The sequence below is a fragment of the Streptomyces sp. NBC_00009 genome (assembly GCF_045040855.1).
Classification (GTDB): domain Bacteria; phylum Actinomycetota; class Actinomycetes; order Streptomycetales; family Streptomycetaceae; genus Streptomyces; species Streptomyces aureus.
Window position 1 is genome coordinate 4407348 of the sequence record NZ_CP108312.1, and the last position, 26203, is coordinate 4433550.

At 72.0% G+C, this 26203-nt stretch carries 23 protein-coding genes; 12 read left to right on the forward strand and 11 right to left on the reverse strand.

Annotated features, from left to right (window positions below; all coding sequences use genetic code 11):
- Window positions 1-5: 5 nt before the first annotated feature.
- Entirely contained in the window at window positions 6-866 is an 861-nt protein-coding gene (locus tag OHA58_RS20015) for an alpha/beta fold hydrolase (RefSeq protein ID WP_405480343.1), read from the reverse strand.
- 595 nt (window positions 867-1461) lie between these two features.
- Window positions 1462-2154, reverse strand: a complete 693-nt coding sequence (locus tag OHA58_RS20020; protein ID WP_372564152.1) for a metal-dependent transcriptional regulator — start codon at window positions 2152-2154, stop codon at window positions 1462-1464.
- Between the two features lie 203 nt (window positions 2155-2357).
- Between OHA58_RS20020 and OHA58_RS20025 the strand changes: the two genes are divergently transcribed.
- Window positions 2358-3113 (forward strand): SIS domain-containing protein, encoded by a 756-nt coding sequence (locus OHA58_RS20025; RefSeq protein WP_405480344.1) that lies wholly within the window; start codon window positions 2358-2360, stop codon window positions 3111-3113.
- A gap of 14 nt (window positions 3114-3127) precedes the next feature.
- Here OHA58_RS20025 and OHA58_RS20030 read toward each other — a convergent pair whose 3' ends face one another.
- From OHA58_RS20030 to OHA58_RS20040, 3 genes are all read right to left on the reverse strand, one after another.
- Window positions 3128-4549, reverse strand: a complete 1422-nt coding sequence (locus OHA58_RS20030) for a PAS domain-containing protein (RefSeq protein WP_405480346.1) — start codon at window positions 4547-4549, stop codon at window positions 3128-3130.
- Window positions 4550-5021: 472 nt separating this feature from the next.
- The gene (gene purU, locus OHA58_RS20035; RefSeq protein WP_405480348.1) at window positions 5022-5906 is read right to left on the reverse strand and encodes a formyltetrahydrofolate deformylase; all 885 of its coding nucleotides are present in this window, start codon (window positions 5904-5906) and stop codon (window positions 5022-5024) included.
- Window positions 5907-5979: 73 nt separating this feature from the next.
- Entirely contained in the window at window positions 5980-6480 is a 501-nt protein-coding gene (locus tag OHA58_RS20040; protein WP_116512416.1) for an SCO4402 family protein, read from the reverse strand.
- Between the two features lie 117 nt (window positions 6481-6597).
- On the opposite strand from OHA58_RS20040, the gene OHA58_RS20045 reads away from it, so the two are divergent.
- Window positions 6598-7893: an ABC transporter substrate-binding protein gene (locus OHA58_RS20045; RefSeq protein ID WP_405480349.1), complete on the forward strand. Its 1296-nt coding sequence runs from the start codon at window positions 6598-6600 to the stop codon at window positions 7891-7893.
- A gap of 102 nt (window positions 7894-7995) precedes the next feature.
- On the opposite strand, the gene OHA58_RS20050 is transcribed toward OHA58_RS20045, so the two are convergent.
- Together OHA58_RS20050 and OHA58_RS20055 are read right to left on the reverse strand one after the other, a co-directional pair.
- Window positions 7996-9567 (reverse strand): hypothetical protein, encoded by a 1572-nt coding sequence (locus OHA58_RS20050; protein WP_405480350.1) that lies wholly within the window; start codon window positions 9565-9567, stop codon window positions 7996-7998.
- 216 nt (window positions 9568-9783) lie between these two features.
- Complete coding sequence (locus OHA58_RS20055; protein WP_405480351.1) at window positions 9784-11166, reverse strand: transcriptional regulator; 1383 nt, start codon at window positions 11164-11166, stop codon at window positions 9784-9786.
- Between the two features lie 331 nt (window positions 11167-11497).
- Between OHA58_RS20055 and OHA58_RS20060 the strand changes: the two genes are divergently transcribed.
- From OHA58_RS20060 to OHA58_RS20070, 3 genes are all read left to right on the forward strand, one after another.
- Entirely contained in the window at window positions 11498-12181 is a 684-nt protein-coding gene (locus OHA58_RS20060) for a bifunctional DNA primase/polymerase (RefSeq protein ID WP_405480352.1), read from the forward strand.
- Window positions 12182-12286: 105 nt separating this feature from the next.
- Window positions 12287-13078: an ABC transporter ATP-binding protein gene (locus tag OHA58_RS20065; protein WP_405480353.1), complete on the forward strand. Its 792-nt coding sequence runs from the start codon at window positions 12287-12289 to the stop codon at window positions 13076-13078.
- Entirely contained in the window at window positions 13075-14658 is a 1584-nt protein-coding gene (locus OHA58_RS20070; protein ID WP_405480354.1) for a transporter, read from the forward strand. Before OHA58_RS20065 ends, OHA58_RS20070 begins: the two co-directional genes overlap by 4 nt.
- Window positions 14659-14700: 42 nt before the next feature.
- Here OHA58_RS20070 and OHA58_RS20075 read toward each other — a convergent pair whose 3' ends face one another.
- Together OHA58_RS20075 and OHA58_RS20080 are read right to left on the reverse strand one after the other, a co-directional pair.
- Complete coding sequence (locus OHA58_RS20075) at window positions 14701-16029, reverse strand: zf-HC2 domain-containing protein (protein ID WP_405480355.1); 1329 nt, start codon at window positions 16027-16029, stop codon at window positions 14701-14703.
- Window positions 16026-16613 (reverse strand): sigma-70 family RNA polymerase sigma factor, encoded by a 588-nt coding sequence (locus OHA58_RS20080; RefSeq protein ID WP_405480357.1) that lies wholly within the window; start codon window positions 16611-16613, stop codon window positions 16026-16028. Before OHA58_RS20080 ends, OHA58_RS20075 begins: the two co-directional genes overlap by 4 nt.
- A gap of 279 nt (window positions 16614-16892) precedes the next feature.
- On the opposite strand from OHA58_RS20080, the gene OHA58_RS20085 reads away from it, so the two are divergent.
- Together OHA58_RS20085 and OHA58_RS20090 are read left to right on the forward strand one after the other, a co-directional pair.
- Entirely contained in the window at window positions 16893-17267 is a 375-nt protein-coding gene (locus tag OHA58_RS20085) for an STAS domain-containing protein (RefSeq protein ID WP_116512424.1), read from the forward strand.
- Between the two features lie 171 nt (window positions 17268-17438).
- Window positions 17439-17966 carry an EF-hand domain-containing protein gene (locus OHA58_RS20090; protein WP_405480359.1) on the forward strand — a complete coding sequence of 176 codons (528 nt, stop codon included), beginning with the start codon at window positions 17439-17441 and terminating at the stop codon, window positions 17964-17966.
- Here the strand turns inward: OHA58_RS20090 and OHA58_RS20095 are convergent.
- A complete protein-coding gene (locus OHA58_RS20095; protein WP_405480361.1) occupies window positions 17950-19530 on the reverse strand; it encodes a class I adenylate-forming enzyme family protein in 1581 nt (526 codons plus the stop codon). The two genes, OHA58_RS20090 and OHA58_RS20095, sit on opposite strands and share 17 nt — an antisense overlap.
- 180 nt (window positions 19531-19710) lie before the next feature.
- Here OHA58_RS20095 and OHA58_RS20100 point away from each other — a divergent pair, with 180 nt between their 5' ends.
- The 4 genes from OHA58_RS20100 to OHA58_RS20115 all read left to right on the forward strand — a co-directional run bounded on the left by OHA58_RS20100 (window position 19711) and on the right by OHA58_RS20115 (window position 23884).
- Window positions 19711-20910 carry an amidohydrolase family protein gene (locus tag OHA58_RS20100; protein ID WP_405480363.1) on the forward strand — a complete coding sequence of 400 codons (1200 nt, stop codon included), beginning with the start codon at window positions 19711-19713 and terminating at the stop codon, window positions 20908-20910.
- An 11-nt stretch (window positions 20911-20921) separates the two neighbouring features.
- The gene (locus OHA58_RS20105) at window positions 20922-22118 is read left to right on the forward strand and encodes an acyl-CoA dehydrogenase (protein ID WP_405480365.1); all 1197 of its coding nucleotides are present in this window, start codon (window positions 20922-20924) and stop codon (window positions 22116-22118) included.
- 2 nt (window positions 22119-22120) lie between these two features.
- Complete coding sequence (locus OHA58_RS20110) at window positions 22121-22984, forward strand: acyl-CoA dehydrogenase family protein (protein ID WP_405480371.1); 864 nt, start codon at window positions 22121-22123, stop codon at window positions 22982-22984.
- Window positions 22985-23422: 438 nt separating this feature from the next.
- Window positions 23423-23884 carry an ATP-binding protein gene (locus OHA58_RS20115; protein WP_405480373.1) on the forward strand — a complete coding sequence of 154 codons (462 nt, stop codon included), beginning with the start codon at window positions 23423-23425 and terminating at the stop codon, window positions 23882-23884.
- Window positions 23885-24257: 373 nt separating this feature from the next.
- Here the strand turns inward: OHA58_RS20115 and OHA58_RS20120 are convergent, their stop codons facing one another.
- Window positions 24258-25184 carry a cyclase family protein gene (locus tag OHA58_RS20120; RefSeq protein ID WP_405480375.1) on the reverse strand — a complete coding sequence of 309 codons (927 nt, stop codon included), beginning with the start codon at window positions 25182-25184 and terminating at the stop codon, window positions 24258-24260.
- Between the two features lie 85 nt (window positions 25185-25269).
- Here OHA58_RS20120 and OHA58_RS20125 point away from each other — a divergent pair, with 85 nt between their 5' ends.
- Window positions 25270-26181, forward strand: coding sequence for an SDR family NAD(P)-dependent oxidoreductase (locus OHA58_RS20125; RefSeq protein ID WP_329434760.1), 912 nt, complete (start codon window positions 25270-25272; stop codon window positions 26179-26181).
- Window positions 26182-26203: the final 22 nt, after the last annotated feature.

Below are 26203 nucleotides of genomic sequence, written 5' to 3' on the forward strand. Positions count from 1 at the left end.
CGCCGCTACGAGGTGAGTACGCCGTCCAGGAAAGGCTCGATGGCGGAGCGCAGCGCCTCCGGCCGGTCGTAGTGGACGAGATGCCCGGCGTCCGCGATCTCCGCGTACTCGCCCCTGGGCAGGACGCGGACCATCTCCTGCGCCTCGGCGCGGCCCAGCTCGCCGTCGAGGCCGCGGACGACGAGGGCGGGGCAGCGGACCTGGGCCAGCTCCTCCCAGTGCGCGTCGTAGACCCAGGTGGCCCGGGAGACCAGCATCTGCCGGTGGTCGAACACGGGCCGCCAGCCGTCGGGGCTCTCCGCCATGACCTCGGCGTAGAACTCACCGCGCGAGGGCTGGGGACGCTCCACCCACGGGTCGTCCTCGCCGAACCACTTCCGTACGTCGGCGAGCGTGGCGAAGGGCGAGGGCCAGGCGTCGAACCAGTCCTCCCACTCCCGCTGGGACGCCGCCCCGAGCGCGGAGGCCCGCATGTCGCAGATGATCACGGCGCGTACGAGGTCGGGGCGGCGGGCGGCGAGCTGCCAGGCGGTGAGCGCGCCCATGGAGTGGCCGATGACGACGGCGGGCGCGAGGCCGAGCTGGACGAGGGCGGCCTCGGCGTCCTGGATGTACGCCTCGCGGTCGTAGGGGCCCTCGGGGGGTTTCTGGCTCTGGCCGTGGCCGCGCTGGTCGAGCGCCACGGCACGGTGGCGCTCGGAGAGCCAGCGGGCGGTGCCCGCCCAGTGCGAGGCCCGGCCCATCAGGCCGTGCAGTAACAGCACTCCGGGGGACTGGTCGACCTCGCCCGTCTTGGGAGGGTCGGCGAACTCCCACGCGGCGAGACTCACGCCGCCCGCCCCGGTCACGTCGATGCGCCGCACCATAGGCCCTGGCACCCCCTTGTGGTCGCGCCTGCAGTCGCGTACCCGCGCACGTTATCGAACTCTTTTTCGAAAACGGGGTCGTTCTCGGCAACACCCCTCGTTCGAGTGACCTCGTTCAAGGATTGACCGCCGCCGCCGAGGGGAGATCTTCAGCGGGAGGCGGACCGCTCGGGGAAATCGGTCCGAAGGGGATGACCCTGGGAGCTCGGGGCTCCGGGTCAGCACAGGGGAGGACAGGCCCCGGCGCCGCAAGGCGCCGGGGCCCTCTGTCTGTCCACGCCCTGTCTGACTGCACCCTGTCTGGGTACGTCTACGCCCTGTCTGGGTACGTCGGCACATTCGTCCTGCCCCCTCCCCGCCCGCGCGGCCGGACCGGTGCGGACCCGAAACCGAGACGGTCAAGAGTCCTCAGGTCATATGCCTCTCGCGACAGCCTTGCACGCAAAACGTCCGCGCGCTGCGATTCCGCGCAGTGAATCTTGGTTTCTGCGAGAGTTCTCAGGGAATGCGTTGACGTCCCAACTGTGCCTGTGGGAACAGAAGTTGACGCGTCGGTAAGTTGCCCCGGGCCCGGCCGGGGCGCCCGGCGTCCGGCTCAGCGCTTGGCGACGAACACGTGCGAGGCGATGTCCGCCGCCAGCTCCGCCGCCTCACCGCTGCTGCCCACCAGGACCCCGCCCGGCGACGCCGTCACGCTGACCACGGAGCCCGGCTGGATGCCCGCACGCCGCAGCGTGTACATCAGCTGCGCGTCCGTCTGGATCGGCTCACCGATCCGGCGCACCACGACCGTCTTGCCGTCCGTGCCCGGGTCGAGATCGGCGAGGGACACCATGCCCTCGTCGAGGAACGGGTCCGCGCCGTCCTTCTCGCCCAGCTCCTCGAGCCCCGGGATCGGGTTCCCGTACGGCGACTCGGTCGGGTGCCGCAGCAGCTCGAGCACGCGGCGCTCGACCGCCTCGCTCATCACGTGCTCCCAGCGGCAGGCCTCCGCGTGCACCTGCTCCCACTCCAGGCCGATCACGTCGACGAGCAGACACTCGGCGAGGCGGTGCTTGCGCATCACGCGCGTGGCCAGCCGGCGGCCCTCGTCCGTCAGCTCCAGGTGGCGGTCCGTGGCCACGGCCACCAGGCCGTCGCGCTCCATACGGGCCACGGTCTGGCTCACCGTCGGGCCGCTCTGGTCCAGCCGCTCGGCGATCCGGGCGCGCATGGGGACCACACCTTCCTCTTCGAGCTCGAGGATGGTGCGGAGGTACATCTCCGTGGTGTCGATCAGTCCGGACATACGTGCCCCTCGATTAGCTCTGCTAGCTCACCGCTAGCTCGTGCGCTGGCCCTGAACCCAATTCTGACGCATAGCGCTGACAACCGTGCCGCGCCGGGGGAACCGGGCTCCGTACGGCAGGAACGTATTGACAGGGCACTGGTCCGGACCGCAACGTGATGCGCGGCATGCGGGCAGTAAGGGACGACGAAGGGGCTCCGCCGATGAGCGACAGCAAGCTGGCCGGTCAGTACCTCGACGCCGCGATCGGCCTGCTGAAGCGGGTGCGCGACGAGGAGGACCGCAACATCGCGGCCGCCGGCACGCTCATCGCCGACACGGTCGCCGACGGCGGCCGGCTCTTCGCGTTCGGCGCGGGGCACTCCTCGCTCGCCGCGCAGGACGTCGTCTACCGCGCGGGCGGACTCGCCCTGATGAACCTGCTGTCCGTGCCCGGGGTCGTCGGTGTCGACGTCATGCCCGCCACGCTGGGCTCCGCCCTGGAACGCGTCGACGGGCTCGCGGGCGCCGTCCTGGACACCAGCCCGGTCCGCGCGGGCGACGCCCTCGTGATCATCTCGCTGTCCGGCCGCAACTCCCTGCCCGTGGAGATGGCGATGAACGCCCGCGCGCTCGGCCTGCGCGTGATCGGCGTGACGTCCGTGGCGTACGCCGAGGAGACGAAGTCCCGCCATGCGTCGGGGACGTTCCTCAAGGACCACTGCGACATCGTCCTCGACTCCAAGATCGAGGTCGGCGACGCGGAGCTCACGTACGACACCGTCGACGCCCCCTTCGGGCCGGCCTCCACGATGGTGGCCAGCGCCCTGATGCAGGCCACCATGGCGACGGCCGCGGCCGAGCTCGCCGACCGCGGCATCCAGCCGCCGCTCCTGCGCTCCGGGAACGTGGACGGCGGCCACGAGTGGAACGGCCGGATCTTCACCGAGTACGGCGACCGGATCTTCTACCGCCACTGACGCCAGGGGCGCGGCTACCGGTCGAGCACCCGCGCCAGGTCGAGCGTCCCGGCGATCCGGGCCGCGACGCTCTCCGCGTACGTGGCGTCGGCCCGCTCGAACTGCGTACGGCTGGGCCCGCGCAGGAACGTCACCACGCCCAGCGTGCGCGCCCGGCTGCGCAGCACCGCGCACAGGGCGTGCACCGTGCCCTCGGGCCACTGTCTGGTCTCGGCCCACTCGCGCGCCCGCGCCGCGTCACGCCCGTTCGCGCTCGCCCGGACCGAACCCGCGCGCTCCACGGACTGCAGCGCCGGGTGGCCCTCCGGATAGCGCACGGGCAGCGTCGTGCGCGACACCAGCAGGCTCGGCCCCGGCGCCCCCGAAGGCGTCGCGGCCGCCCGCGCGAGGCGCACCGGACCCGTGCGGTCCCCGTCGGCGTCGCGCTCCGACTGGCCTGCCTGCTCGTCGCCGACGACCAGGTCGATCAGCGCGTGGTCGGCGAACCCGGCCAGCGCGAAGTCCAGATGGATGGTCGCCGCCTCCGCCGGGTCCTCGCACTCGGCGGCGGCCCGCGTGGCCCGGTGCAGCTGGTTGGCCCGGAACCGCAGCTGCGCCGCCTCCTGCTCCGTCCGCTTGGCCTCGGTGACGTCCTGGAACAGCCATCCGACGCCCAGCGGTACGGGTTCCTCGGCCAGCGGTGAGGCGAGCCGCACGAAGCCGCTGCGCCAGCACCTGCGCGCGTCGCCCTCCGGGAGCCGCACCGTCACCCACAGCTCGGCGGGGGCCGGCGGGGCGCCCTCCGCGAGCACATGGGCGAGCGCGCTCTCCAGCTCCTCGACGCCCTGCGAGATCAGGTCGCCGAGGGGGCGTCCGAGCAGTGCGGTGCGGCCGGAGCCGAGCGCCCGCGCGGCATGCGCGTTCACGACGGCGGGCCGCAGGTCGGCGTCGACGAGGACGACTCCCCAGGACGCGTCCTCGAAGAGGGCCTCGCTCAGGGCGATCGACCGCTCCAGGTCGATCTGCGTGTGCACCTCGCTGAACGCGCAGTACAGCCCGGCTGGCTTGCCGTCGGGCCCGCGCACCGCGGCGGACTGCGTACGTACGAGGATCCGCCCGCCGTCCTTGGTGAGCAGCGCGAACTCGTGGACCTGCCGGCCCGGCGCCCGCATCGCGGCCATCAGCCGGGCCTCGACCTCGTCGGCGTCGGCGGTGCGCACCGCCCATCCGGAGAACCCGCGCCGTCCCACGGCCTCGGCCGCGGACCAGCCGAGGATCCGCTCGGCCTCCCGGTTCCAATGGGTCACGATCCCGTCGGCGTCGAACGCGCAGAGCGCGGCGTCCATCCCGTCGAGCAACGCGGCAAGAAGATCGGCCCCGTCCCGCTCGGGCTCGTCCCGCTCGGGCTCGTCGGGCCCGAGCTCGTCGGTGGCCCCACTACGCCGGGAAGCACTCACCTGGCACCCCCTGCAGGCTGTGTCCGCGTGTTCCGCACTTCAGATCATTCAACTCGAACGTGACGCAGCACACACGGAGTTCGGGGAAATCGTTGCGTCCCGGAGATCCGGGAGGAACGTTCCGTCCTTGATCACAGCCTACGACCTCGCGCTCGGGCCGAGCGGTGGGCCCGTTAATTCGCTTGAAGGCTCCCCGGACCCTTCTTAGAGTGGGGGTACACACGAAGGGAGGTGGTTCGGCAGATGTATGAATACCGGACGCGTGAGGTGACTGCGGGCTAGCAGCCCGGCGTCGCATCTCGATTTCGGCGCCGGACCAGCACGTGAGAGCTGCGTGCAGCCGGCCCCAATCCCAAGCAGTCGCCCGACCCGCGAGCCGCCGGTACGTCCGGCCGGCTTCCGCCCGTCTCGTACGGGAGGAGACCTGGCTCGCGGGTCGTCTGCGTGTGCGGACGGGCCCGGCTGCCTGAGATCAGGTGAAGATGACCGTCCGGCGCCCGTTCAGCAGGATCCGGCGCTCGGCGTGCCACTTCACGGCGCGGGCCAGTGCCTGGCACTCCACGTCGCGGCCGATCGCCACGAGCTGGTCCGGCGTCACGCCGTGGCCGACGCGCTCGACCTCCTGCTCGATGATCGGGCCCTCGTCGAGGTCGGCCGTCACATAGTGCGCGGTCGCGCCGATCAGCTTCACGCCCCGCGCGTGTGCCTGGTGGTACGGCTTGGCGCCCTTGAAGCTCGGCAGGAACGAGTGGTGGATGTTGATGATCCGCCCGCTGAGCTCCTTGCACAGGTCGTCCGAGAGGACCTGCATGTAGCGGGCCAGGACGACCAGTTCGACGCCCTCGGCGCGCACCAGGTCGAGGATCTGCGCCTCGGCCTCGGGCTTGTTGTCCTTCGTCACCGGGATGTGGTGGAAGGGGATGTCGTACGACTTCACGAGCTCCGCGAAGTCCGTGTGGTTCGAGATGACCGCCGCGATGTCGACGGGCAGGGCGCCGATCCGGGTGCGGAACAGCAGGTCGTTCAGGCAGTGGCCGAACTTCGACACCATCAGGACGACGCGCATCCGCTCCGCGGAGCGGTGGATCTGCCAGTCCATCTGGAAGGTGTCGCCGATCGCGGCGAAGCTGGCCCGCAGCTTCTCCGCCGTGACGGGCGCGTCCGCCGAGAAGTGGACCCGCATGAAGAACAGGCCCGTGTCGTGGTCGCCGAACTGCTGGCTGTCCTCGATGTTGCAGCCGGTCATGAAGAGATAGCTCGACACGGCGTGCACGATGCCCCGCTTGTCCGGGCAGGAGAGAGTCAGGACGTACTGCTCGCCGCCGGCGACGCCGGACGCAAGGGACTGCTCATTCATGCAGGCAAGGGTCCCATACACGAAACCCCCGCCGGGCCGCCGTCCCGCTGTTCGGACGGCAGCCGCGCGGCGCTCAGGCCGCGCGCGTCATGATCCGCAGGACTTCGAGGGTGCGGGGCGCCGCGTCGGGGTCGTCGCCGTCGCTCGTGGCGAGCGCGACGTGCGCGTCCCGCGCGGAGTGCACCGCTTCCGGCCACGCGTGGTGGTCGAGATAGGCGGAGACGGGGGCGTCGGGGCCCACCTGGTGCATGATCCGCAGCACGCGCAGCACGGCGGTGTCGACGAGCTGCGCCTCCTGGGAGTCCCGGAAGATCGTGCCGACGTACTTCTCGGCGGACCAGTTGTCGAGCCAGGTGTCCTCTACGAGGCGGTACACGGCGTCGGTGACGTCCCCGAACCCGTCCACACCCGCGAGCCAGACGTTCCGCTGGAACGCGGGGTCGGAGAGCATGTGCAGCGCGGAGCGCACATTGCTGCGCCAGCGCCACCAGGGCATGTCGTTGAGTGGCATGCCGCCCATGGTGGAGGAGCGACGGCCGCGACGGGAAGACTTCTCCGAGCTTTGCACGGTCATCGATCGTACGTGCCGTCCCCTTCGGCCCGTCCCGGCCCCCGTAATTCACCTCCGCGTCACCGCACGTTGACCGCAGGTCACTCGCGGGTTAGGGATGCGGGGGAATCGTGCAGGTTCATGACTGGCCGGCGACGCACCACCACCCCGCGCACCTCCCGCACCCTTCGTTCCACCGTGCTTTCGGCGGCGGTGTGGGCGGCTTGTGCGTCGCTCGCCGCCGGATGCGGACTCGTCTCCGATGTCACCGGGGGCTCCAAGGACCCCATCACGGTGATGACATGGGCGCCCGAGAAGACCCAGGCGACCAACATGCCCGGCATGCCCGCCATGGCACGCGCCTACGCGCGCTGGGTCAACGCCCACGGCGGCATCGGCGGCCGTGACCTCAGGGTCATCACCTGCAACGACAACAACGACACCGTGGGCGCCGCCCGCTGCGCCAGGGACGCCGTCGAGCAGAACGCCGTCGCGGTCGTCGGCTCCTACAGCCAGCACGCCCGCTCCTTCCTCGGGCCCCTGGAGTCCGCCGGCATCCCCTACATCGGCGGCTACGGCGTCACCGACGAGGAGTTCGCCAGCCCTCTGTCGTATCCGGTCAACGGCGGCCAGCCCGCCCTGATGGCCGGGAACGGCCGGCAGCTGGCCGCCGCGGGCTGCGACCGCACCTCGCTCGTGCGCCCCGACACCGTCGCCGGCGACCAGCTGCCGCTGCTCCTCGACACGGGCCTGTCCGCGGGCCGCAACCGCGCGTCCGACGTGCGCGCCGCCGAGGACGCCACCGACTACACGGAGCAGGCCCGCCAGGCGCTCCTGCGGGCCGGCGCGGACCCGACCGGGAAGGGCTGCGTCACGGCGGTCCTCGGTGACCGCACGGACACGTTCTTCGACTCGTTCCGCCGCACCCGCGACTCCTATCCGAAGGTGCGGATCTCGACCGTCCTCGGCAGCGTCGACCAGACGGTCATCGACCGCTCGGGCGGCAAGTCGGGCGTCTACGAAGGGGCGTACGTCACCGGCTGGTACCCGGTGGCGACCGACCGGCGGTGGGCGACGATGCGCAAGGTCATCAGTGAGCAGGCGTTCGGCGACAACCGGATCGACCCGGCGGACGCGGGCGTGCAGACGACGTGGATCGCGTACACCGTCCTGAAGCAGGTCGTCGAGTCGCTCGGCGGCGGTGACGTGACGGCGCACTCGGTGCGCAACGCCCTCGACGGGGGCCTGAAGGTGCGCACGGGCGGGCTGACGCCGACGCTGAGCTGGCGCTTCGAGGACATGATCGCGGCCCGAGGCTTCCCGCGGCTCGTGAACGCCGACGTCACCTTCCAGGTGGTACGCGACGGGCGGCTCGTGGCCGCGCGCCGCGGACTCGTCGACGTGTCGAGGACGCTGGAGGCGACCCCCACGGGCTGATCCCGCTCAGGCCGCCTCCGTACCGGCTGGAGCCGGCACATCAGCTAGGGCGTGTCCGGCGGATCAGGGCCGGGGTCGCGGCGCTGATCCGCCGAACACGCCCTAGAGCTGGAACGGCTTGCGCTGCGGGAGGTTCCACTGCGTCGCGATGCTGTTCCACAGCTTCGACGCCTGGGTCTTCTGGGTGGAGGCCGTGCCGCTGGCCTGGTCGCCCGCGCGGCGCTGCGGGGTGGGCTTGGCGTGGCCCTTCTTGCAGCCGTTCTTGCCGGCGGCCTGGTCGGCCCACGCCGCGTAGTGGCTGTCCGCGGAGGCGGAGGCCTGCCACGCCTTGGTGAGGGCCTGCGTGAGCGCCGCGTGGTTGGGCAGCTTGTCCACTTCGAGCGCGGCGAGCCGGGTGACCAGGCCGGTGCGCTGGGTGGCGGCGCCGCGCAGGTCGGCGGCGGCCTTGCCGAGGTCCTTGCAGGCACCGATGCTGGCGACGGCCCTGATCACCGTGTCGCGGCTGTTGTTCGAGTCGGCGAGGAGCTTGTCGAGGGCGACGGCCTGCGCCTTGGCGGGGTCGGCGGGCGTCGGGGACGAGCTGTCCGGCGCACCGGTCGCGGCGGCGGGCTTGGCGTCGTCGCCCTTGTTCTCGTCGCCCCCGCTGCTGATGAGGGCGCCCGCGCCGATGCCGACGACGAGGATGCCGACGCCGACGGCGGCGATGAGCGGCACCTTCGAGCCGGTGCGGCTCTGGCCCTTGCGGGCGGCGGCCCGCCCGGTGGGCTCGTACGGGGCCTGCGGCTGTCCGGCCGGGCCGGGTCTCCCGGGTCCGCCCGGTCCGCCGGGGCCCGCGGGTCCGCCGGCGCGCGGGTCGAAGCGGGGCATCTGCTGCGTCGAGGCGGGCGCGTCCGGCTCCGGCTCGGTGCGGAAGAGGCTGTCGAACTCGGCCGGGGGCTGGCGGTCGCCGGGGGCGCCGGGGCGGATGCCGTAGGGCGCGCTCGGCGGCGGCGAGGGCACGGGCGCGATGTACTGCGTGGCATCGCTGTCGGTGCCCGCGGGCGGCATGGGCGCGGAGCCGTACGGCTGCTGCTGGGGCGGCGGCATCTGGCCGGGGGCGTTCGCGCGGCCCAGGTACTGGGTGGCGTCGGCGGGCACCTCGGGCGGCAGGGCCCCGGGCGCGACCGGCGCGATGTACTGCGTGGCGTCCGCGTCGGAGGGCGCGGTCGGGGCTATGTACTGCGTCGCGTCCGAGGCGGAGGCCGGCGGCAGCGGCGCGGAGCCGTACGGGGCGGGGTCCGTCGGCAGCGGGGCGGAGCCGTACGGGGCGGGGTCCGTCGGCAGCGGGGCGGCCGGGGCACCGGCGGGCGGCAGCGGCGCGGAGTAGTGCTGCTGCGGCGCGGCCGGGGGCAGCGGGGCCGCGGCATGCGGCGCGCTCTCACCCGGCAGCGAGGGCGTCGCGGACGGCGCACCCCACTCGTACGTGGGCATCGGGCCGCCGGAGGCCGCCTGCGCGGACTCGGGGCCCCAGGGCTGGCCCCAGGGGCTGCCGCCCGAGGGGGCGACGTGCGACTGGTCGCCGAAGGTACCCGGCAGCAAGGGCTCGCTGCCGTCGGCGGGCAGCACGACGCCTTCGTGCGCCTGCCGCACCGAGGGAAGGTGCGGATCCTCGCCCTGTCCGCTCTGCTGCGTCACCGGGACTCCTACGACTGGGGGACCTTCGGAATCGTCGGCTCACGCTACCGGGTCCCCGCACACACGTGCCACGCAGCTCAGAACCCCACAGCCTCCCCACACCCTCAAGTAACAGAACAGGCCTGCGGAACGCTGATTAGCGCCCTCTCCAAGCGGGTTGAGGCGTCCGTCACACAAGTTTCACGCGTACGTCTCCTGCGCGCCGCTCACAAAACTTCACGCTGCCTGAAGATCGAGGCGCGCACCGAACTCCCGCACCACGGGTTCGTCCCGGTACGGCTCCAGGCGCTGCCTGAAGTCGTCCAGGTATTCGGCGCCCCGGTTCGAGCGCAGCGTGCCGAGGAGTTCCACCGCGCGCGTCCCCGTCTGACAGGCCTGCTCGACCTCGCGCTGCTGCACCTGCGCCGTGGCGAGCAGCACCAGGCCGATCGCCCTGCGCCGTGCCCGTGACTGAGGATGCCCGGCCAGGGACGCCTCGGCCTGCCGCCGCGCGGCCTCCGCCTGCCCCAAGTCCCGGTAGCAGTGCGCCAGTTCGTCCGCGAGGTACGCGGCGTCGAAGTGCGCGATCCAGGCCGGGTCGTCGTCCGAGCCCGGCTCGGCCCGCTCCAGCGCGGCCAGCGCGCTGCCCGCCACCGCCTGCGTGGCCCGCGCGTCCCCGAGCAGGGCGTGGCCCCGCGCCTCGGCCGCGTAGAACATCGCCTCCGCACGCGGGGTCACCCGCCCGCGCGCCCCCTCCTGTGCCGCGCGCGCCAACTGGGCGATCTCACGCGGGTTGCCGAGCTGCGCCGCCAAGTGACTCATGGACGCGGCCAGTACGTATCCGCCGTATCCGCGGTCCCCGGCGGCCTGGGCGAGGCGCAGCGACTGGATGTAGTACCGCTGGGCGAGGCCCGGCTGTCCCGTGTCGACGGCCATGTACCCGGCCAGCTCCGTCAACCGGGCGACCGCCGCGAACAGTTCACGCCCCACGGCCTCCCGGTACGAGCCCGCGAGCAGCCCCGACACCACACTGTTCAGATAGTGGACGACCACCGGCCGCACATGCCCGCTGCCGTACTGGTGGTCAAGATCCGTCAGCGCCTGGGTCATCGCCCGCACGGCGGCCACGTCCGACGTCCCGACCCGCGGCCCCGCCGACCGCGCGACCTGTGAGTCGGGTACGGAGATCAGCCAGTCCCGGCTCGGCTCGACCAGCGCGGACGAGGCCACCGACGACCCGGACAGGAAGTCCCTGCGCCCCACGTCGCTGCGCCATAGCTCGCACACCTGCTCAATGGCGCCGAGGACGGTCGGCGAGAACTGGAGGCCGACGCCCGAGGCGAGGTTCTTGCCGTTGGCCATGCCGATCTCGTCGATCGTGACCGTGCGGCCGAGCTTGCGGCCGATGGCCTCGGCGATGATGCCGGGCGCCCGGCCGCGCGGCTGCTGGCCGCGCAGCCAGCGCGCCACCGACGTCTTGTCGTAGCGCAGGTCGAGGCCGTGCTCCGATCCGCACATGTTGACCCGGCGGGCCAGTCCGGCGTTCGAGCAGCCGGCTTCCTGGATGAGCGCCTGCAGCCGTTCGTTGGGCTGTCGCGCTACGAGAGGCCTTGCGGCCATGGCGTACCCCCTGTGTGCACCGTGGACCATCGGGCGGACTCGGGCCTGCCGTCAAATGTCCGGTCGGGCCCGCCTTGAGGTGATCAATGCCCTGAGATCAAACGGAAGATGCGCCACAAAGAAGGGCAAAAACAAGCAAGAGCCCCAACTGGTAGCCGGTCGGTGGACAGCACCCTCGTCTGGTCCTCCGGGCTGGCTACCCCCCGGCCGGGGCCATTCCTCCCGCGCGCCCCCGCCCATGCATCCATGCGCCCCACGTGCAGGATCGGTGCTGCAGGCCCCCGCGCGCGTGCGCCCGTAACCCCGGGTGGCGGCGGGAGTTGAGAACGTCGTGGAAGAGACCATCGGAGTCACCTCGGCAGTCACCTCGTCCGTCACCTCGCCTCCCCAGATCCCCAAGCAGCGCGGAGAGGCCCTCCTCGACGCCGCCGTGCGCTACGCGGAGGAACGCCACTGGGACGTGTTCCCCGGCACCTGGCTGGAGGTCGACGAGGGCAGGCAGCACTGCTCCTGCGGCGACGCCAGGTGCGCGGCCCCCGGTGCCCACCACGCGCGCGAGGACTGGGCGAACCAGGCCACCGGGAGCGCGACCGCCGCCCGCCGGCTGTGGTCCAAGCAGCCCGCCGCCTCGATCCTGCTGCCGACGGGGCGCACGTTCGACGCGATCGACGTGCCCGAGACCGCCGGGTTCCTGGCCCTGGCCCGCATGGAGCGCATGGAACTCACCCTCGGCCCGGTCACCTGCACCCCCGACCGCCGGATGCAGTTCTTCGTCCTGCCGGGCGCCGCCACGAAGGTCCCCGACCTGGTCCGCAAGCTGGGCTGGCCGCCCGCCTCCCTCGACCTGGACGCGCTCGGCGAGGGCTCCTACGTCGCCGCGCCGCCCACCCGCGTCGGCGGCCGGGGCGCGGTCCAGTGGGCCTGCCGCCCCACCGCCGCGAACCGCTGGCTGCCGGACGCCGAGGAGCTCATCTCCCCACTGGCGTACGCGTGCGGGCGGGAAGGCCGCCGGTAGAACCCGACGGCGCGTCCCGCGGCCACGTATCGTGCGGATGGGGCCCCTGCTCGAGCGGAGTCGAGAGTTGGGGGAGGGTGACGGCGACGAAGGACGGCGGGCACAGTGACCGAGGTGGGGACCGAGGCCGGTGCGCCGGCCGTACGCGTGAAGGATCTCTGGAAGGCGTTCGGTCAGAGCGTCGCCGTCGCGGGGATCGATCTTGTCCTTCCCGCGGGTAAGTTCATCGGCCTCGTCGGGCCGAACGGCGCGGGCAAGACGACCACCCTTTCCATGGTCACCGGACTGCTCCGGCCCGACCGGGGCGCCGTCGAGGTCGTCGGCCACGACGTGTGGCGCGACCCGGTCGAGGTGAAGGCCCGCATCGGAGTGCTCCCCGAGGGCCTGCGCCTGTTCGAGCGGCTCTCGGGGCACGAACTCCTCGCGTACACGGGCAGGTTGCGCGGCCTGCCTGGCGCCGAGGTCGACAAGCGCGCCGCCCAGCTCCTCGACGTACTCGACCTCTCCGGGGCCCAGCACAAGCTCGTCGTCGACTACTCGACCGGCATGCGCAAGAAGATCGGGCTCGCCGCCGCGCTCCTCCACAACCCCGAAGTCCTCTTCCTGGACGAGCCGTTCGAGGGCGTCGACCCGGTCTCCGCGCAGACCATCCGCGGCGTCCTGGAGCGCTACACCGGCTCCGGGGCGACCGTCGTCTTCTCCTCCCACGTCATGGAGCTCGTCGAGTCGCTCTGCGACTGGGTCGCCGTCATGGCCGCCGGCCGCATCCGCGCGCAGGGGCCCCTCGCCGAAGTGCGCGGCGACGCGCCCTCCCTCCAGCAGGCGTTCCTCGAACTCGTCGGCGCGAACAGCCGCGACACCACCTCCGACCTGGACTGGCTGGGAGGCGGCCGGTGACCACCACGACCGTCACGCTGGTCCGTCTCAAGCTGGCGCTCCTGCGCAACGGACTGCGCGGGTCCACGGGCCGCCGCGCCGCCTACATCGCCACGCTCGTCGTCGTACTCCTCGTCGCCGCGCTCCAGCTCATCGGCCTGATCGCCCTGCGCGGCAGCACGCACGCGGCGACGCTCTGCGTCATCCTCACCGCCGTACTCGCCCTCGGCTGGGCGGTGATGCCGCTCTTCTTCCCCTCCGGCGACGAGACCCTCGACCCGACCCGCCTCGTGATGCTCCCGCTGCGCCCGCGCCCGCTCGTGAGGGGCCTGCTCATCGCGTCCCTCGTCGGGATCGGCCCCCTGTTCACGCTCTGTCTCACGGTCGGCGCGGTGATCGCCCTGGCGCACGGGGCCGCCGCGTACGCCGTCGCGGTCCTGGCCGTCGCCCTCACCCTGCTCACCTGCGTCGCCCTCGCCCGCGCCGTGGCCGCCGCCAACATCCGGCTGCTCACCAGCCGCAAGGGACGCGACCTCGCCGTCCTCAGCGGGCTCGTCATCGCCGTCGGCGCACAGGTCGTCAACTTCGGTGCGCAGAAGCTCGGTTCGTCCGGCGGACTCGGAGCGCTCGATCCGGCGGGCGACGTACTGGCCTGGATCCCGCCGGCGTCCGCGATCGGCGCCGTCGACTCCGTCAGCCACGGCTCGTACGGCGTCGCGGCGGCCCGCCTCGTCCTGTGCGCGGCCGCCCTCGCCGGACTCATCTACGCCTGGCAGCGCGCCCTGACGCGCCTCATGACGTCCCCCGACGGCTCCACGCTCCAGGCCGCCGAACCCACCCGCCGCAGGCGCACGTCCCGTGGCCCCCGCCTCCTGCCCGACGGCCGCACGGGGACGGTCATGGAGCGCGCCCTGCGCTATGTGTGGCGCGACCCGAAGACGAAGGCGGCCTGGGTGACGTCCCTCGCCATCGGCCTGATCGTGCCGGTCTTCAACGCGCTCCAGGGCACCGGCTCCATCTACTTCGCGTGCTTCGCCGCCGGAATGCTCGGCATCCAGATGTACAACCAGTTCGGGCAGGACACCTCGGCGTTCTGGATGGTCGCCATGACCATCTCCTCGCCGCACGACGCCTACGTCGAACTGCGCGGCCGCGCCCTCGCCCTCCTGACGATCACCCTGCCGTACGCGACGCTGGTCACCGTCGTCACGACCGCGATGCTCGGCGACTGGCGGGCCCTGCCCGAAGTGCTCGGCCTCTCCTTCGCGCTGCTCGGCGCGATGCTCGCGACCGGCGCCTGGTCGTCGGCCCGCTTCCCGTACTCGATCCCCCAGGAGGGCTACAAGAACGTCGCCCCGGGGCAGGCGGGCCTCGCCTGGATATCGATCTTCGGCGGGATGGTCGCGGCGGCCCTGCTGTGCGCCCCGGTCATCGCCGTCGCGATCTGGTTGCACGTGTCGGGCGCCGAGTCCGCGACCTGGCTGCTGCTGCCGATCGGCGCCGCGTACGGAGCGGGGATCACCCTGGCGGGCCTGCGTCTGGCCGCCCCGCGCACGGCGGCCCGCCTGCCGGAGATCCTCGCGGCGGTCAGCAAGGGATGACGCGTGCCGCAGGGCGTATCCCGCGTATCCCCCTGGAGCGCGTCACATCCTGCTGAGCGCCGCCGTCGCGTAGAGGACGTCGTGGATCGCCTCGCGGTCGCCGTCCTGTCCTGCGGCCGCCTCCTCCGGCGTGACGTGACCGGCCGCCAGGCGGCAGAACTCCACGCCGTCCAGGGCGACATGGGCCACCTCGTGCTCCGTCGAGCCGACCGCGCCGGGGGAGTCCAGGGCGATGAGCCACTCGCCGCCGCCCGCCCCCTCGACCTCAAGGCGCAGGGTGCGGCCCGGCGCTCCCGCGGCGACGAGTCCGCGGGCCGGTGCGGCGAGGCCCGCGCGGCGGCGCCCCGCGAGGGAGTCGGGCAGGAGCCGGGCCGCCAGGTCGATCATGCGGTTCAGATGGCGGGGCGACGGCGGCTCGTACGGGTAGTCCACCGCCTCGGCGATGTCCTCGGCGTGCACCCAGCACTCGAAGGCGCGGTCCAGCATCGAGTCGCGCAGCGGCAGCGTGAAGTCCCCGTACGGGACCGCCAGCTGACCGGAGGTGCGGGTGCGGCCCGCGGAGCCGCTAGGGTCGGCCGCGAACGACACTGTCCGGACCACGGCGTGCGACTGCTCGCGCCAGGGGCCGCGGACGGCGCGGGTCGGCGGGAAGTGCGAGGCCTTCCAGAACGTCTCCGTGCGGCTCTCCGGGGTGCGGCGCTCCTCGGGCGCGACGCCGAACAGCGGGTCGTCGAGGCCGAGCGCGACGGCGACCAGGCCGTCCACGCTCATCAGGTGCGTGAGCACCCCGGCGACGGTCGTCTTGCGGCTGACGCGGTCGTCGCCCTCGTACCAGCGAAGCCGTACGGGCGCGTGCCACTCGGAGTCGCCGATGTCCTGGAGCAGTGCGTCGAGGCGGGCGGTCTCCGCGTCGTACGGAGTGGCCCACTCGGGGACCGGGATGCGGGGCGGACGCCGGGTCAGGCAGCCCTCGAGGACGCGGGAGCGCAGCATCGGGTCGAGGTCGAGGCTCCTCTCCTCGGAGTGCAGCAGGCCCACGGCGTCCCGCAGCCGCAGCGCCTCCTCGGCGCACGGGCCGCAGCCGCCGAGGTGCTCCTCCACGGCGACGCTCTCCTCGGCCGAGCACGCGGCCAGCGCCCATGCGCCGAGGAGGGACTTGAGGACACGGTGCTCCAGGACGAGCGGCCCGGGGACGTGGTCCGGCAGCGGGCGCCCGGTGTCCTCCACGGACGAGCGCGGCGTCGGTATCCGGGCGCTCGCGGCGGCGTCGGAGCGGCCGGCGCCGTCGGGGCCCCCGGACTCCCCGGAGCCGTCGCGGTTTTCGTGGTTCTCCGGATTGTCGGCGTTGCTGAAGGGGTTCGGCCCGCTCACAGCGCCCTCCCGTATCCCGGAGGTCCCGGCGGGGTGCCGGACGCGCCGCTGTCGTGCGCCGTGGACAGGAGCTGGAGGCCGAGGCGCAGGCGGCGGCGCGCCTCGTCCTCGGTGACGCCGAGGTCGACCGCGGTCTGGCGGTAGTCCCTGCGCTGGAAGTAGGCCAGCTCGAGCGCGGCGCGCAGCGGGGCGGGCATCGACGTGACGATGTAGTCGGCGCGGGCGGCGGCGGAGGCGTGCCGCACCCTGCGCTCCAGGTCCTCCGTGGTGCCCTTGCCGCTGCGGACGAGCGCGGCGGACTCGGTCTGGCGCAGGCGGTGGACCGCGCGCCGGTGGGTCAGCGTGGCGATCCAGGAGCGCAGCGGCCCCTGCTTGGGGTCGTACGCGTCGGGGTTCTCCCAGACGTGGGTGAAGACGTCGCGCGTGATGCGGTCCGCCGCGTCCTCGTCACCGAGCACGCGGTGTGCGAGCCCGTGCACGAGGGACGCGAAGCGGTCGTACAGCTCGCCGAGCGCGGCGGCCTCCCCGTGCGCGAGCCGCTGCTGCATCCTCCGGTCCCACCGGGTCGGAGTCTCCTTGGCCATGCGGCCCCCTCACCGTGTGCCTTCCCTCGAATGTAGTCGGACCCGCCGACAACGCACGTGCCTTTGCGGCAAAGGTCGACCTGGCCGGATGCGGATGGTAAGGAGACGGTCACGGTGCGCGGACCTTTGGTGCCGGAAGCGACCAAAAATCCGATCACTTGGGTCTTAACCGGGTCATATGTGATACGTCTGCGGTGGTGTTTCAGCACCTCGCGGTCGGGCAGCCGCGAGAGAAGACAACCGTAAGCAGAGGTTCCGGATCAACGAGAGGCGTGGCGCGTGACGCTCAGGGTGACCGAGGGACAGCAGGGTGGCTGGGCCGTCGTGCGGGTGTCGGGCGAGATGGATATCGCCACCTCTCCCGCCCTGCGCCAGCAGGTGCACGACGCGGTCGCGGACGGCCGGCACAGCCTCGTCCTCGATCTCTCGCAGGTCCTCTTCTGCGATTCGAGCGGGGTCGGCGTGCTGATCGCGGCCCGCCGTCTGATGCGTTCCTGCCGCGGCGAGCTCCGGCTGATCCTGCCCGCCAAGGGGGCCGAGGACGGCTCGCACGTCAACCGTGTCCTGTCGGCGCTCGGCGTGCGCCGCCTCTTCGAGGTGTACCCGGACGTGCTGACCGCCGTGAACGACGAGGCGTCACCTCTCTCGGCCTGACGCACACCCGTGCGTCCGGGCGGCCGGGCACGGAAGTTGTTGCGGAATTTCTCCGGTCTTGGCACAAGCGTCGCTGTGAGGGCCCCCGGCGCCGCTCCACGACGTACGCTCCCTGGCGAGGGGACGGGCAGGACCCGTACCACCACCGATGCGAGAGGCGGCCGAGGGGACATGGACCACGCCGAGAGCACCGATCACGCGGAGTACGAGCGCAGGATCGCTGCCCGCTTCGCCGGCTTCGACCAGGACGGCAACGGCTACATCGACCGCGAGGACTTCGTGACCGCGGCCAAGGGCCTGCTCGCCGAGTTCACCACGACGGCGCGCTGCGACAAGGGCCAGGCGCTCTACGCGGGTGCCGAGGCCTTCTGGCAGGGCATGGCCGGCATAGCGGACGTGGACGGCGACCAGCGCGTCACCCGCGAGGAGTTCGTGACGGGCGCGGTGAAGCGGCTGCGGGACAACCCGGAGCGGTTCGCGGAGATCGCCCGCCCCTTCCTGCGGGCCGCCATCGCCGTCGCGGACCAGAGCGGCTCGGGCCTCACCCCGGCGTCCGCGGAGCGCGTCCTGCGTGTCCTCGGAGTCGCCCCGTCCCTGGCGGGCCCGGTCGCCGCCGCGCTGGACGCGGACGGCGACGGGCGGATCTCCGAGGAGGAGATCGTCACCGCCTTCGCCCACTACTTCACCGTTTCGGAGTAGCGCTCACCGGGCTTGTGCCCGAATAGCGCTCGCGCAGCTTGTACTTGAGCACCTTGCGCAGGGTGTCGTTGCGCGGAAGGGCGTCCACCAGCTCCAGCTGCTCCGGCAGCTTGTGCGTGGACAGCCCTTCCGACCGCAGATGGGACGCCATCGCCTCCAGGGTCAGCGGCTCGGTGCCGTCCCGCTGGACGACGACCGCGCACACCCGCTCGCCGCGCTCGGGGTCCGGGAGCCCGACGACCGCCGCGTCACCCACCGCGGGGTGCGCGTGCAGCAGGTCCTCGATCTCCTTCGCGGAGATGTTCTCGCCCTTGCGGATGATGATGTCCTTGGCCCGCCCGGTGAGCACCAGATGCCCCGTGTCCCTCACGTGCCCGAGGTCGCCGGTGACGAGGAACCCGTCGCGGTCGAAGGCGGCCGCCGACTGCACGGGGTCCAGATAGCCCTGACAGACGGCCTCCCCGCGCAGCCTGACCTCGCCGTCCACGCCGTACGGGACCTGCTTGCCGTCCGCGTCCGTCACCCGGATCTCCATGCCCTCGGGGGGCTTCCCCTCCGTCGTCGCGAGGTTCTCCGCGGTGTCGTCGGGGGCGCCCATCGTGATCATGGGGACCTCGGTCATGCCGTATCCGTGGGTGAGCTGACAGCCCATCTCCCGTACGACCGCGTGGTAGATCTCGGGCGGCTTGGGCGCGCCGCCGCCCGCGAGGAGCCGCAGCGTCGGGATGAGCCGGTCCGCCGGGGACTTGCGCTGTTCGGTCAGGAACATGGAGTAGAAGGCCGTGGAGCCGCCCGCGACGGTGACCCCGTGGCGCCGGTAGCCGTCGAGCGCGTCCGGCAGCGCGAACTGCTCGAACATCACCGCGGGGAACCCGTACAGGAGCAGCATGACCGTGTAGTCGGGGCCTGCTATGTGCGCGAAGGGGAACGCCATCGAGCCGACGTCGGACGCCGACAGGTGCAGGGCGTGCGCGAGGCAGGAGCCGCCGGCGATCAGTGAGCGGTCGGTGTGGAGGACGCCCTTGGGGTCGGAGGTCGTGCCGGAGGTCCAGTAGATCCAGCGCACGGACGTGCCGTCAAAGGGCGGGGGCGGCAGTACGGACGGGTCGCCGTCGGGCAGCGTGTCGTAGGCCTCGAAGATCCCGCGTGCGCCGAGGCGCCGGGCCATCTCCGTGTGGTCGAAGCCGCGCCACACGCCCGGGGTCGCGAAGAACTCGGCCTTCGACTCGCGCAGCGCGAAGCCGACCTCGCGGTCCCGGTAGAAGGGGATGACGGGGGACTGGACGGCGCCGATGCGGGCGAGGGCGAAGGAGAGCAGCGCGGTCTCGATGCGGGTCGGGAGCTGCCAGGCGACGACCGTGCCGGGGCGTACGCCCATGTCGTACAGGCCGGCGGCGACCCGTTCGCCGCGGTCGCGCAGCTCGCCGAAGGTCAGGCGCCGGTCGTCCTTCGCGTCGGGGGCGGACTGGATCAGTACGGGGGCGCTGGGGGTGAGGGCGGCGCGGCGCTCGATCAGCTCCCAGAGCGTCCCGGCGGCGCCCAGGGCGTGTGCGGTGTCGTTCACTGCTCCCCCTCGAAAAGGCAGGCCGTACCTGACGGATAGTCAGATCGTGCGGAGAGCGTAGAGCGCTGCGCCTTGTCGGTCCAGGGGTGCGGGGCTAGCCTGCCATCTGACGACCCATCAGAAACAGCAGTAGAAGCACCGTCAGAAACGCCATCAGAAACTGTCAGGTGAGGGGACACGATGGACCCGATGGAACTGCCCCGGATCATCAGCGTCGACGACCATGTGATCGAGCCCGCGCACCTCTTCTCGACCTGGCTTCCGGCGAAGTACCGGGACCGGGGGCCGCAGCCGCTCACCGCCGGGATCGGCGAGCTCGCCTACGTGGCGGGCAAGTACCAGATCACCATGGACCCGGACGGGCCCCCGACGGACTGGTGGATCTACGAGGACCTGAAGTTCCCGTACAAGCGCAACATCGCCGCCGTCGGCTTCGACCGCGACGACATGACGCTCGAAGGCATCACGCGCGCGGAGATGCGGCGCGGCTGCTGGGACCCGAAGGCCCGCCTGGAGGACATGGACCTCAACCATGTCGAGGCCAGCCTCTGCTTCCCCACCTTCCCGCGCTTCTGCGGCCAGACGTTCGCCGAGGCCAAGGACAAGGAGGTGGCGCTCGCCTGCGTGCGGGCCTACAACGACTGGATGGTCGAGGAGTGGTGCGGCGACAGCGGGGGCCGCCTCATCCCGCTCTGCATCATCCCCCTGTGGGACATCGACCTCGCCGTCGCCGAGATCCGGCGCAACGCCGCGCGCGGCGTCAAGGCCGTGACGTTCTCCGAGATCCCCACCTACCTGGGGCTCCCGTCGATCCACTCCGGCTACTGGGACCCGTTCTTCGCCGTGTGCCAGGAGACCGGGACGGTCGTCAACATGCACATCGGCTCCAGCTCGCAGATGCCCGCCGCGTCCCCCGACGCCCCGCCCGCCGTGCAGGCCTCGCTCAGCTTCAACAACGCGATGGCGTCGATGATGGACTTCCTCTTCTCCGGGGTCCTGGTGAAGTTCCCGACGCTCAAACTCGCCTACTCCGAAGGCCAGATGGGCTGGATCCCGTACGCCCTGGAGCGCGCGGACGACGTCTGGGAGGAGCACCGGGCCTGGGGCGGGGTGCGCGACCTCATCCCCGAGCCGCCGTCGACGTACTACTACCGCCAGATGTTCTGCTGCTTCTTCCGGGACAAGCACGGGGTGGCGTCCCTCGACGTCGTCGGCCGGGACAACGCGACCTTCGAGACGGACTACCCGCACGTCGACTCGACCTTCCCGCACACCAGGGAGGTCGCCCTCGACCATGTGAAGGGCCTCGACTCCGAGACGGTCTACAAACTCATGCGGGGCAACGCGATCCGCATGCTCGACCTGGACCTCGACAGGTAGCGGGCCGCGCCATGGATCTCACTTACACGGACGAGGAAGAGGAGTTCCGGGCGCGGCTGCGGGAGTGGCTCGCGTCCGTGCTTCCGGGGCTCCCCCCGAAGCCGTCCCCCAACGACTGGCCGGGCAGGCGCGCCTACGACCTCGGCTGGCAGCGCAGGCTGTACGACGCCGGGTACGCGGGCCTGCACTGGCCCGCCGACGCGGGCGGCCGCGGTGCCACGCCCACGCAGCACCTCATATTCCTGGAGGAGACCGAGAAAGCGGGCGCGCCCTACGTGGGGGCCAACTTCGTCGGGCTGCTGCACGCAGGGCCGACGATCGCGGCCGAGGGGACACCGGAGCAGCGGGCGCGCTGGCTGCCGCCGGTCCTGCGCGGTGACGAGGTGTGGTGCCAGGGGTTCAGCGAGCCGGACGCCGGTTCCGATCTCGCGGCGCTGCGCACGCGCGCGACGCGGGACGGCGACCACTATGTGGTGAGCGGGTCCAAGATATGGACCTCGCACGCGGAGGTCGCCGACTGGTGCGAACTCCTCGTGCGGACCGACCCGGCCGCGCCGAAACACCGGGGCATCTCCTGGCTCGCCATGCCGATGGACGCGCCCGGGATCACCGTACGGCCGCTGCGCACGCTCGCCGGGTCCGCCGAGTTCGCCGAGATGTTCCTCGACGACGTACGCGTCCCGGTCGCCAACCGGGTCGGCGAGGAGAACGACGGCTGGCGCGTGACGATGGTGACGCTGTCCTTCGAGCGGGGCACCGCGTTCGTGGGCGAGGTCGTCGCCTGTCGCCGCGTTCTCGGCGAACTGGCCGCGCAGGCCCGCAAGAACGGCCGCTGGGACGACGCCGTACTGCGCCGCCGGCTCGGCCGCCTCAACGCCGAGTTCCGCGCCCTGTGGCGGCTCACCCAGTGGAACGTCAGCGAGGCGGAGCAAGGGGGCGGCGTCCCCGGCACCGGCGGCTCGGTCTTCAAGCTGCGGTACTCGCACGCCCGTCAGGAACTGTTCGACGCCGCCGCCGAAGTGCTCGGCGTCGCGGGCGCCCTCGACACGGACCACGAGTGGACGCTCGACCGACTGTCGTCCCTCTCGTACACGATCGCCGCCGGCACCTCCCAGATCCAGCACAACATCGTCGCCGAACGCATCCTCGGCCTGCCGAAGGACCGGCCGAAGGGCCTTCGGCAGGATCTTCAGAAGGGAGGGCGGTGAGCATGCGCTTCCAGCTCACCGACGACCAGCGCGCCCTGCGCGACGGCGTACGCGACCTGCTCGCCGGCCGCTTCGACCGCGACGCCCTGCGCACCGCCGTGGACACGCCCGGACACCTGGACCGGGCGCTGTGGCGGGCTCTGGGTGACGCGGGGTTCTTCGCCCTGTGCCTGCCGGAGGCGGACGGCGGCGTCGGCCTGGGGCTGCCCGAGGCCGTCCTCGTCTTCGAGGAGGCGGGCCGGGTCCTGCTGCCGGGCCCGCTTGTCGCCACGCACCTCGCCGCGGGCACCGTGCCGGGCGCCGCGACCGGCGAGAGCGTCGTGACGGCGCCCGCCGGGGAACTCCTGCCGTGGCGCGACGCGTCGGACGTCGTCCAGGGCGACGCGACCGGCGCCGTACCCCTGGCCTCCGTCGACCCGCTCACGCCCCTGCACAAGCTGCCGGGCCCGCACGCGCCCCGCAGCCCCGAGGCCGTACTCCTCACCGCCGCAGAACAGCTCGGCTCCGCCACGCGCACCTGCGACCTTGCGGTCCAATACGCGGGTGAACGCGAGCAGTTCGGGCAGCCCATCGGCGCGTTCCAGGCCGTGAAACACCTGTGCGCCCAGATGTTCGTACGGGCCGAGCTGGCCCGTGCGGCCGTGTACGCGGCGGCTGTCACGGCCGACCCGGTCGAGATCGCCGCCGCCGAACTGCTCGCCGACGAGGCGGCCGTGCGCAACGCGCGCGACTGCGTCCAGGTGCACGGCGGCATGGGCTTCACCTGGGAGGCGGACGTGCATCTGCATCTCAAGCGGGCCTGGGTGCGCGCGGGAACGGGCCGTACGGCGCGCGAGACGGAGGAGGAGCTGGCGGCGGCGCTGTGACGTCCGGGGATCTGGTGGGGATCTGTGCGGCGCGGGGCGAACCCGTGTACGGACGGTCACGGAACGTCGATATCGGGTTGTGTCCTGCACGGGACTCGTCACGGCACGGAGTCGGGGTCCCGCTCGGGTACCTTGTGTGGGATGCGAGTGGTTCCGAGTCCGAGCCATCCCGGTGTTGCCCCTGAGGCGGCTCCGGATCCGGCGATGCGCGCCGTTCGCAGCGCACGGGAGGGCCGCACACCCGCCCGTTCGACTCCCCGCAGGACGCGTCGCACAGTATGGCGCACGCGTACTCCTTCGCGCTGGAATATGCCCGAAGCGCTTGTTGGGGTGACTGTACGTCAACCATGCTGTCTTCCAAGGGGATCACGGTCCGTGACCTCCTTGACTTGTCACAGTCCCGAGGCGATGTGTCCGCCGGTTCGGATGGTGTGAGCGGTGCAGGTGCTTCAAGTTCAGCTGGAGGTCGGGGCGGATCCCGCAGAAGTGGGGCGAGCCCGCAGGTGGGCGCGCTCGCGCCTCGCAGGGTCGGGTATAGGGGTCGATGAGCCGCTGGCGGAGACGCTCATCCTGATCGTCTCCGAGCTCGTCACCAACGCCGTGGTGCACACCGGCTGTCCGGCCGTTCTGCGCATGCTGCTGCCGGGCGTCCCGGCGGAGGCCAGTGCCGGCACGGTCCGCGTGGAGGTGGCCGACGCCAGCGACCGGCCCCCCGCGCCGCGGCACGCCGACGGGGAAGAGACCAACGGCCGCGGCCTGGAACTCGTCGACGGCCTGGCGGACCGCTGGGGCTGGCGGCCCGAGGGCACGGGCAAGGCCATCTGGTGCGAGATCGACCGCTGCGGCGCACAGGGCGCAGGGGCGGGGACGTATCAGGGGATGGCGTACGAGGCGGTGTAGTTCAGGCTCTCGGTGCCTCTCGGTGCCCCCCGGCGCCTCCGGGGGTGGCAGTGCGAGTTCCGTGCGCCTGAGTGCGCCTGAGTGCGTCGGTTCGAGCCGGGCGTGCGCCGTCATAAATGTCACATAACTGGCAAATCTCCTTACGGGTGTTGACGCCAGGTGTCCGTTTGATCACGCTTGTGGTCAGCGATTCGTGGCGAGGGGACGCCGAGGGTTCCGGTGACGGGAGCCCTTGGCGAGTACGGGTCGTGCCGCGGCGGCCGGCTTCCCCAGGGGCCGGGGGAGCAGGGCCCGGGCGCCGGGGGCCGGACGGCGGTGCAGGCCGCATCGCCGTCCGGTTCTGAACTCCCTAACGAAACAAGCCCTTTGGGGTCTACAGGATCGCGACCGGGGCCACGGGTGTGCCGGTGCCGCCGACGAAGGGCTCGGGCATCGCCGACAGCAGGAACGCGTAGCGCGACTCTTGTGCACAGGCTGTGGACAACTTTTCCAGATTCCAGTTCTGGCCCTGGAGCATGCCCATTTCGACCAGGTCGAGGGCGTGCACGGGCAGCCAGAGGTTCTCGATCTCCGGCGGGAAGATCTCGAAGGTGAGGGTGTCGTTCGCGACCGCGGCCACGTCGCGCGCGTGGAACCACTCGGGGGTGCGCACGGACAGGCCGGGCGACGGATAGCCGTACGCGTGCTTGTCGCCCGCCAGATACGTCTGGATCTGGCCGGTGCGGACGAGGACGATGTCGCCGGGGTGGACGGTGACCTGGCCGAACTCCGCGGCCTCGTCCAGGTCTTCGGGTGTCACGGCGTGGTCGCCGGGCAGCCGGTCCACGCCCTTCGCCGCGGCGACGTCGAGCAGGACGCCGCGCGAGACGATGTGCGAGGCCTTGTCGATGCCGCTGAACTGCGCGCCTCCGTGCGCCGTGATCGTGTCGGCGGGGCGGCCGTTGTAGATCCGGCCCGAGTGCGAGACGTGTGTGAGGGCGTCCCAGTGGGTGGCCGTCTGGAGCCCCATGGTCACCGCGTCGTCGCTGGTGGCGACGGTGCCGGGGCCGAACAGTTCGTGGTTGATCTGGACCATGGTGTGGAGCGGGTTGACCCGGCCGGGGATCATCCCGGTCTGCACCCCGTCCTCCTTGAGGGGCAGCGCGAGCGGTATCCGGCGGCCGGTGCGGACGGTCGCCGCGGCCTCGCGCACGACCTCGTCGGTGACCAGGTTGAGCGTGCCGATCTCGTCGTCGGCGCCCCAACGGCCCCAGTTGTTGACGCGCTTGGCCATCTCGTGGAACTCGGCAGGCAACGACATGAGTGCTCCCCGGGGGCTTGTCTTCGGGTATCTGACGGGTCATAGAATCTAACGGTCCGTCAGAAACCGCGGGAAGGGGCCGGACGTGGGGAACTTCTTGGCAGGCAAGGTGGTGGCCGTCACCGGGGCCGGGCGCGGCATCGGCAGGGCCGTCGCGCTCGCCTGCGCCGCCGAGGGCGCACGGGTCGTGGTCAACGACTACGGGGTGTCCATCGAGGGCGGCGAGCCGGCGAGCGAGATCGCCGAGTCCGTCGTCAAGGAGATCGAGGCGGCCGGCGGCGAGGCCGTCGCCGTCGCCGACGACATCTCGACCATGGCGGGCGGACAGCGGATCGTCGACGTGGCGCTCGCCCAGTACGGGCGGATCGACGGCGTCGTCTGCGTCGCCGGGATCCTGCGCGAGCGGATGCTGTTCAACATGTCCGAGCAGGAGTGGGACCCGGTGGTCGCCACGCACCTGAAGGGCACGTTCACCGTGTTCCGGGCCGCGTCCGCCGTCATGCGCAAGCAGGGGTCGGGCACGCTCATCGGCTTCACCAGCGGCAACCACCAGGGATCCGTGGCGCAGGCCAACTACAGCGCGGCCAAGGGCGGGATCATCTCGCTCGTGCGCAGCGCCGCGCTCGGGCTGCACAAGTACGGCGTGACGGCGAACGCGGTCGCACCCGTCGCCCGTACCCGTATGTCGGCGAACGTGCCCATGGAGCTCAAGGAGATCGGGGAGCCGGAGGACGTCGCCGCGCTCGTCGTCTATCTGCTCAGCGAGCGCGCCCGCGCCGAGAAGATCACCGGGCAGGTGTACACGATCGCCGGGCCGAAGATCGCGGTGTGGGCCCAGCCGAGGGAGCTGCGCTCGGGCTACGCGGAGGGCGGCTGGACCCCGGACAAGATCGCGGACTTCCTGCCGGGCACCGTCGGCGTCGATCCGATGCCGATGCTCGCGCAACTGGAGGCGATGGCCGAGGCGGCCGCGGCGAAAGCGCGGCCCAATCAGTGACATCGAGGCCGGGGGCGGAGGC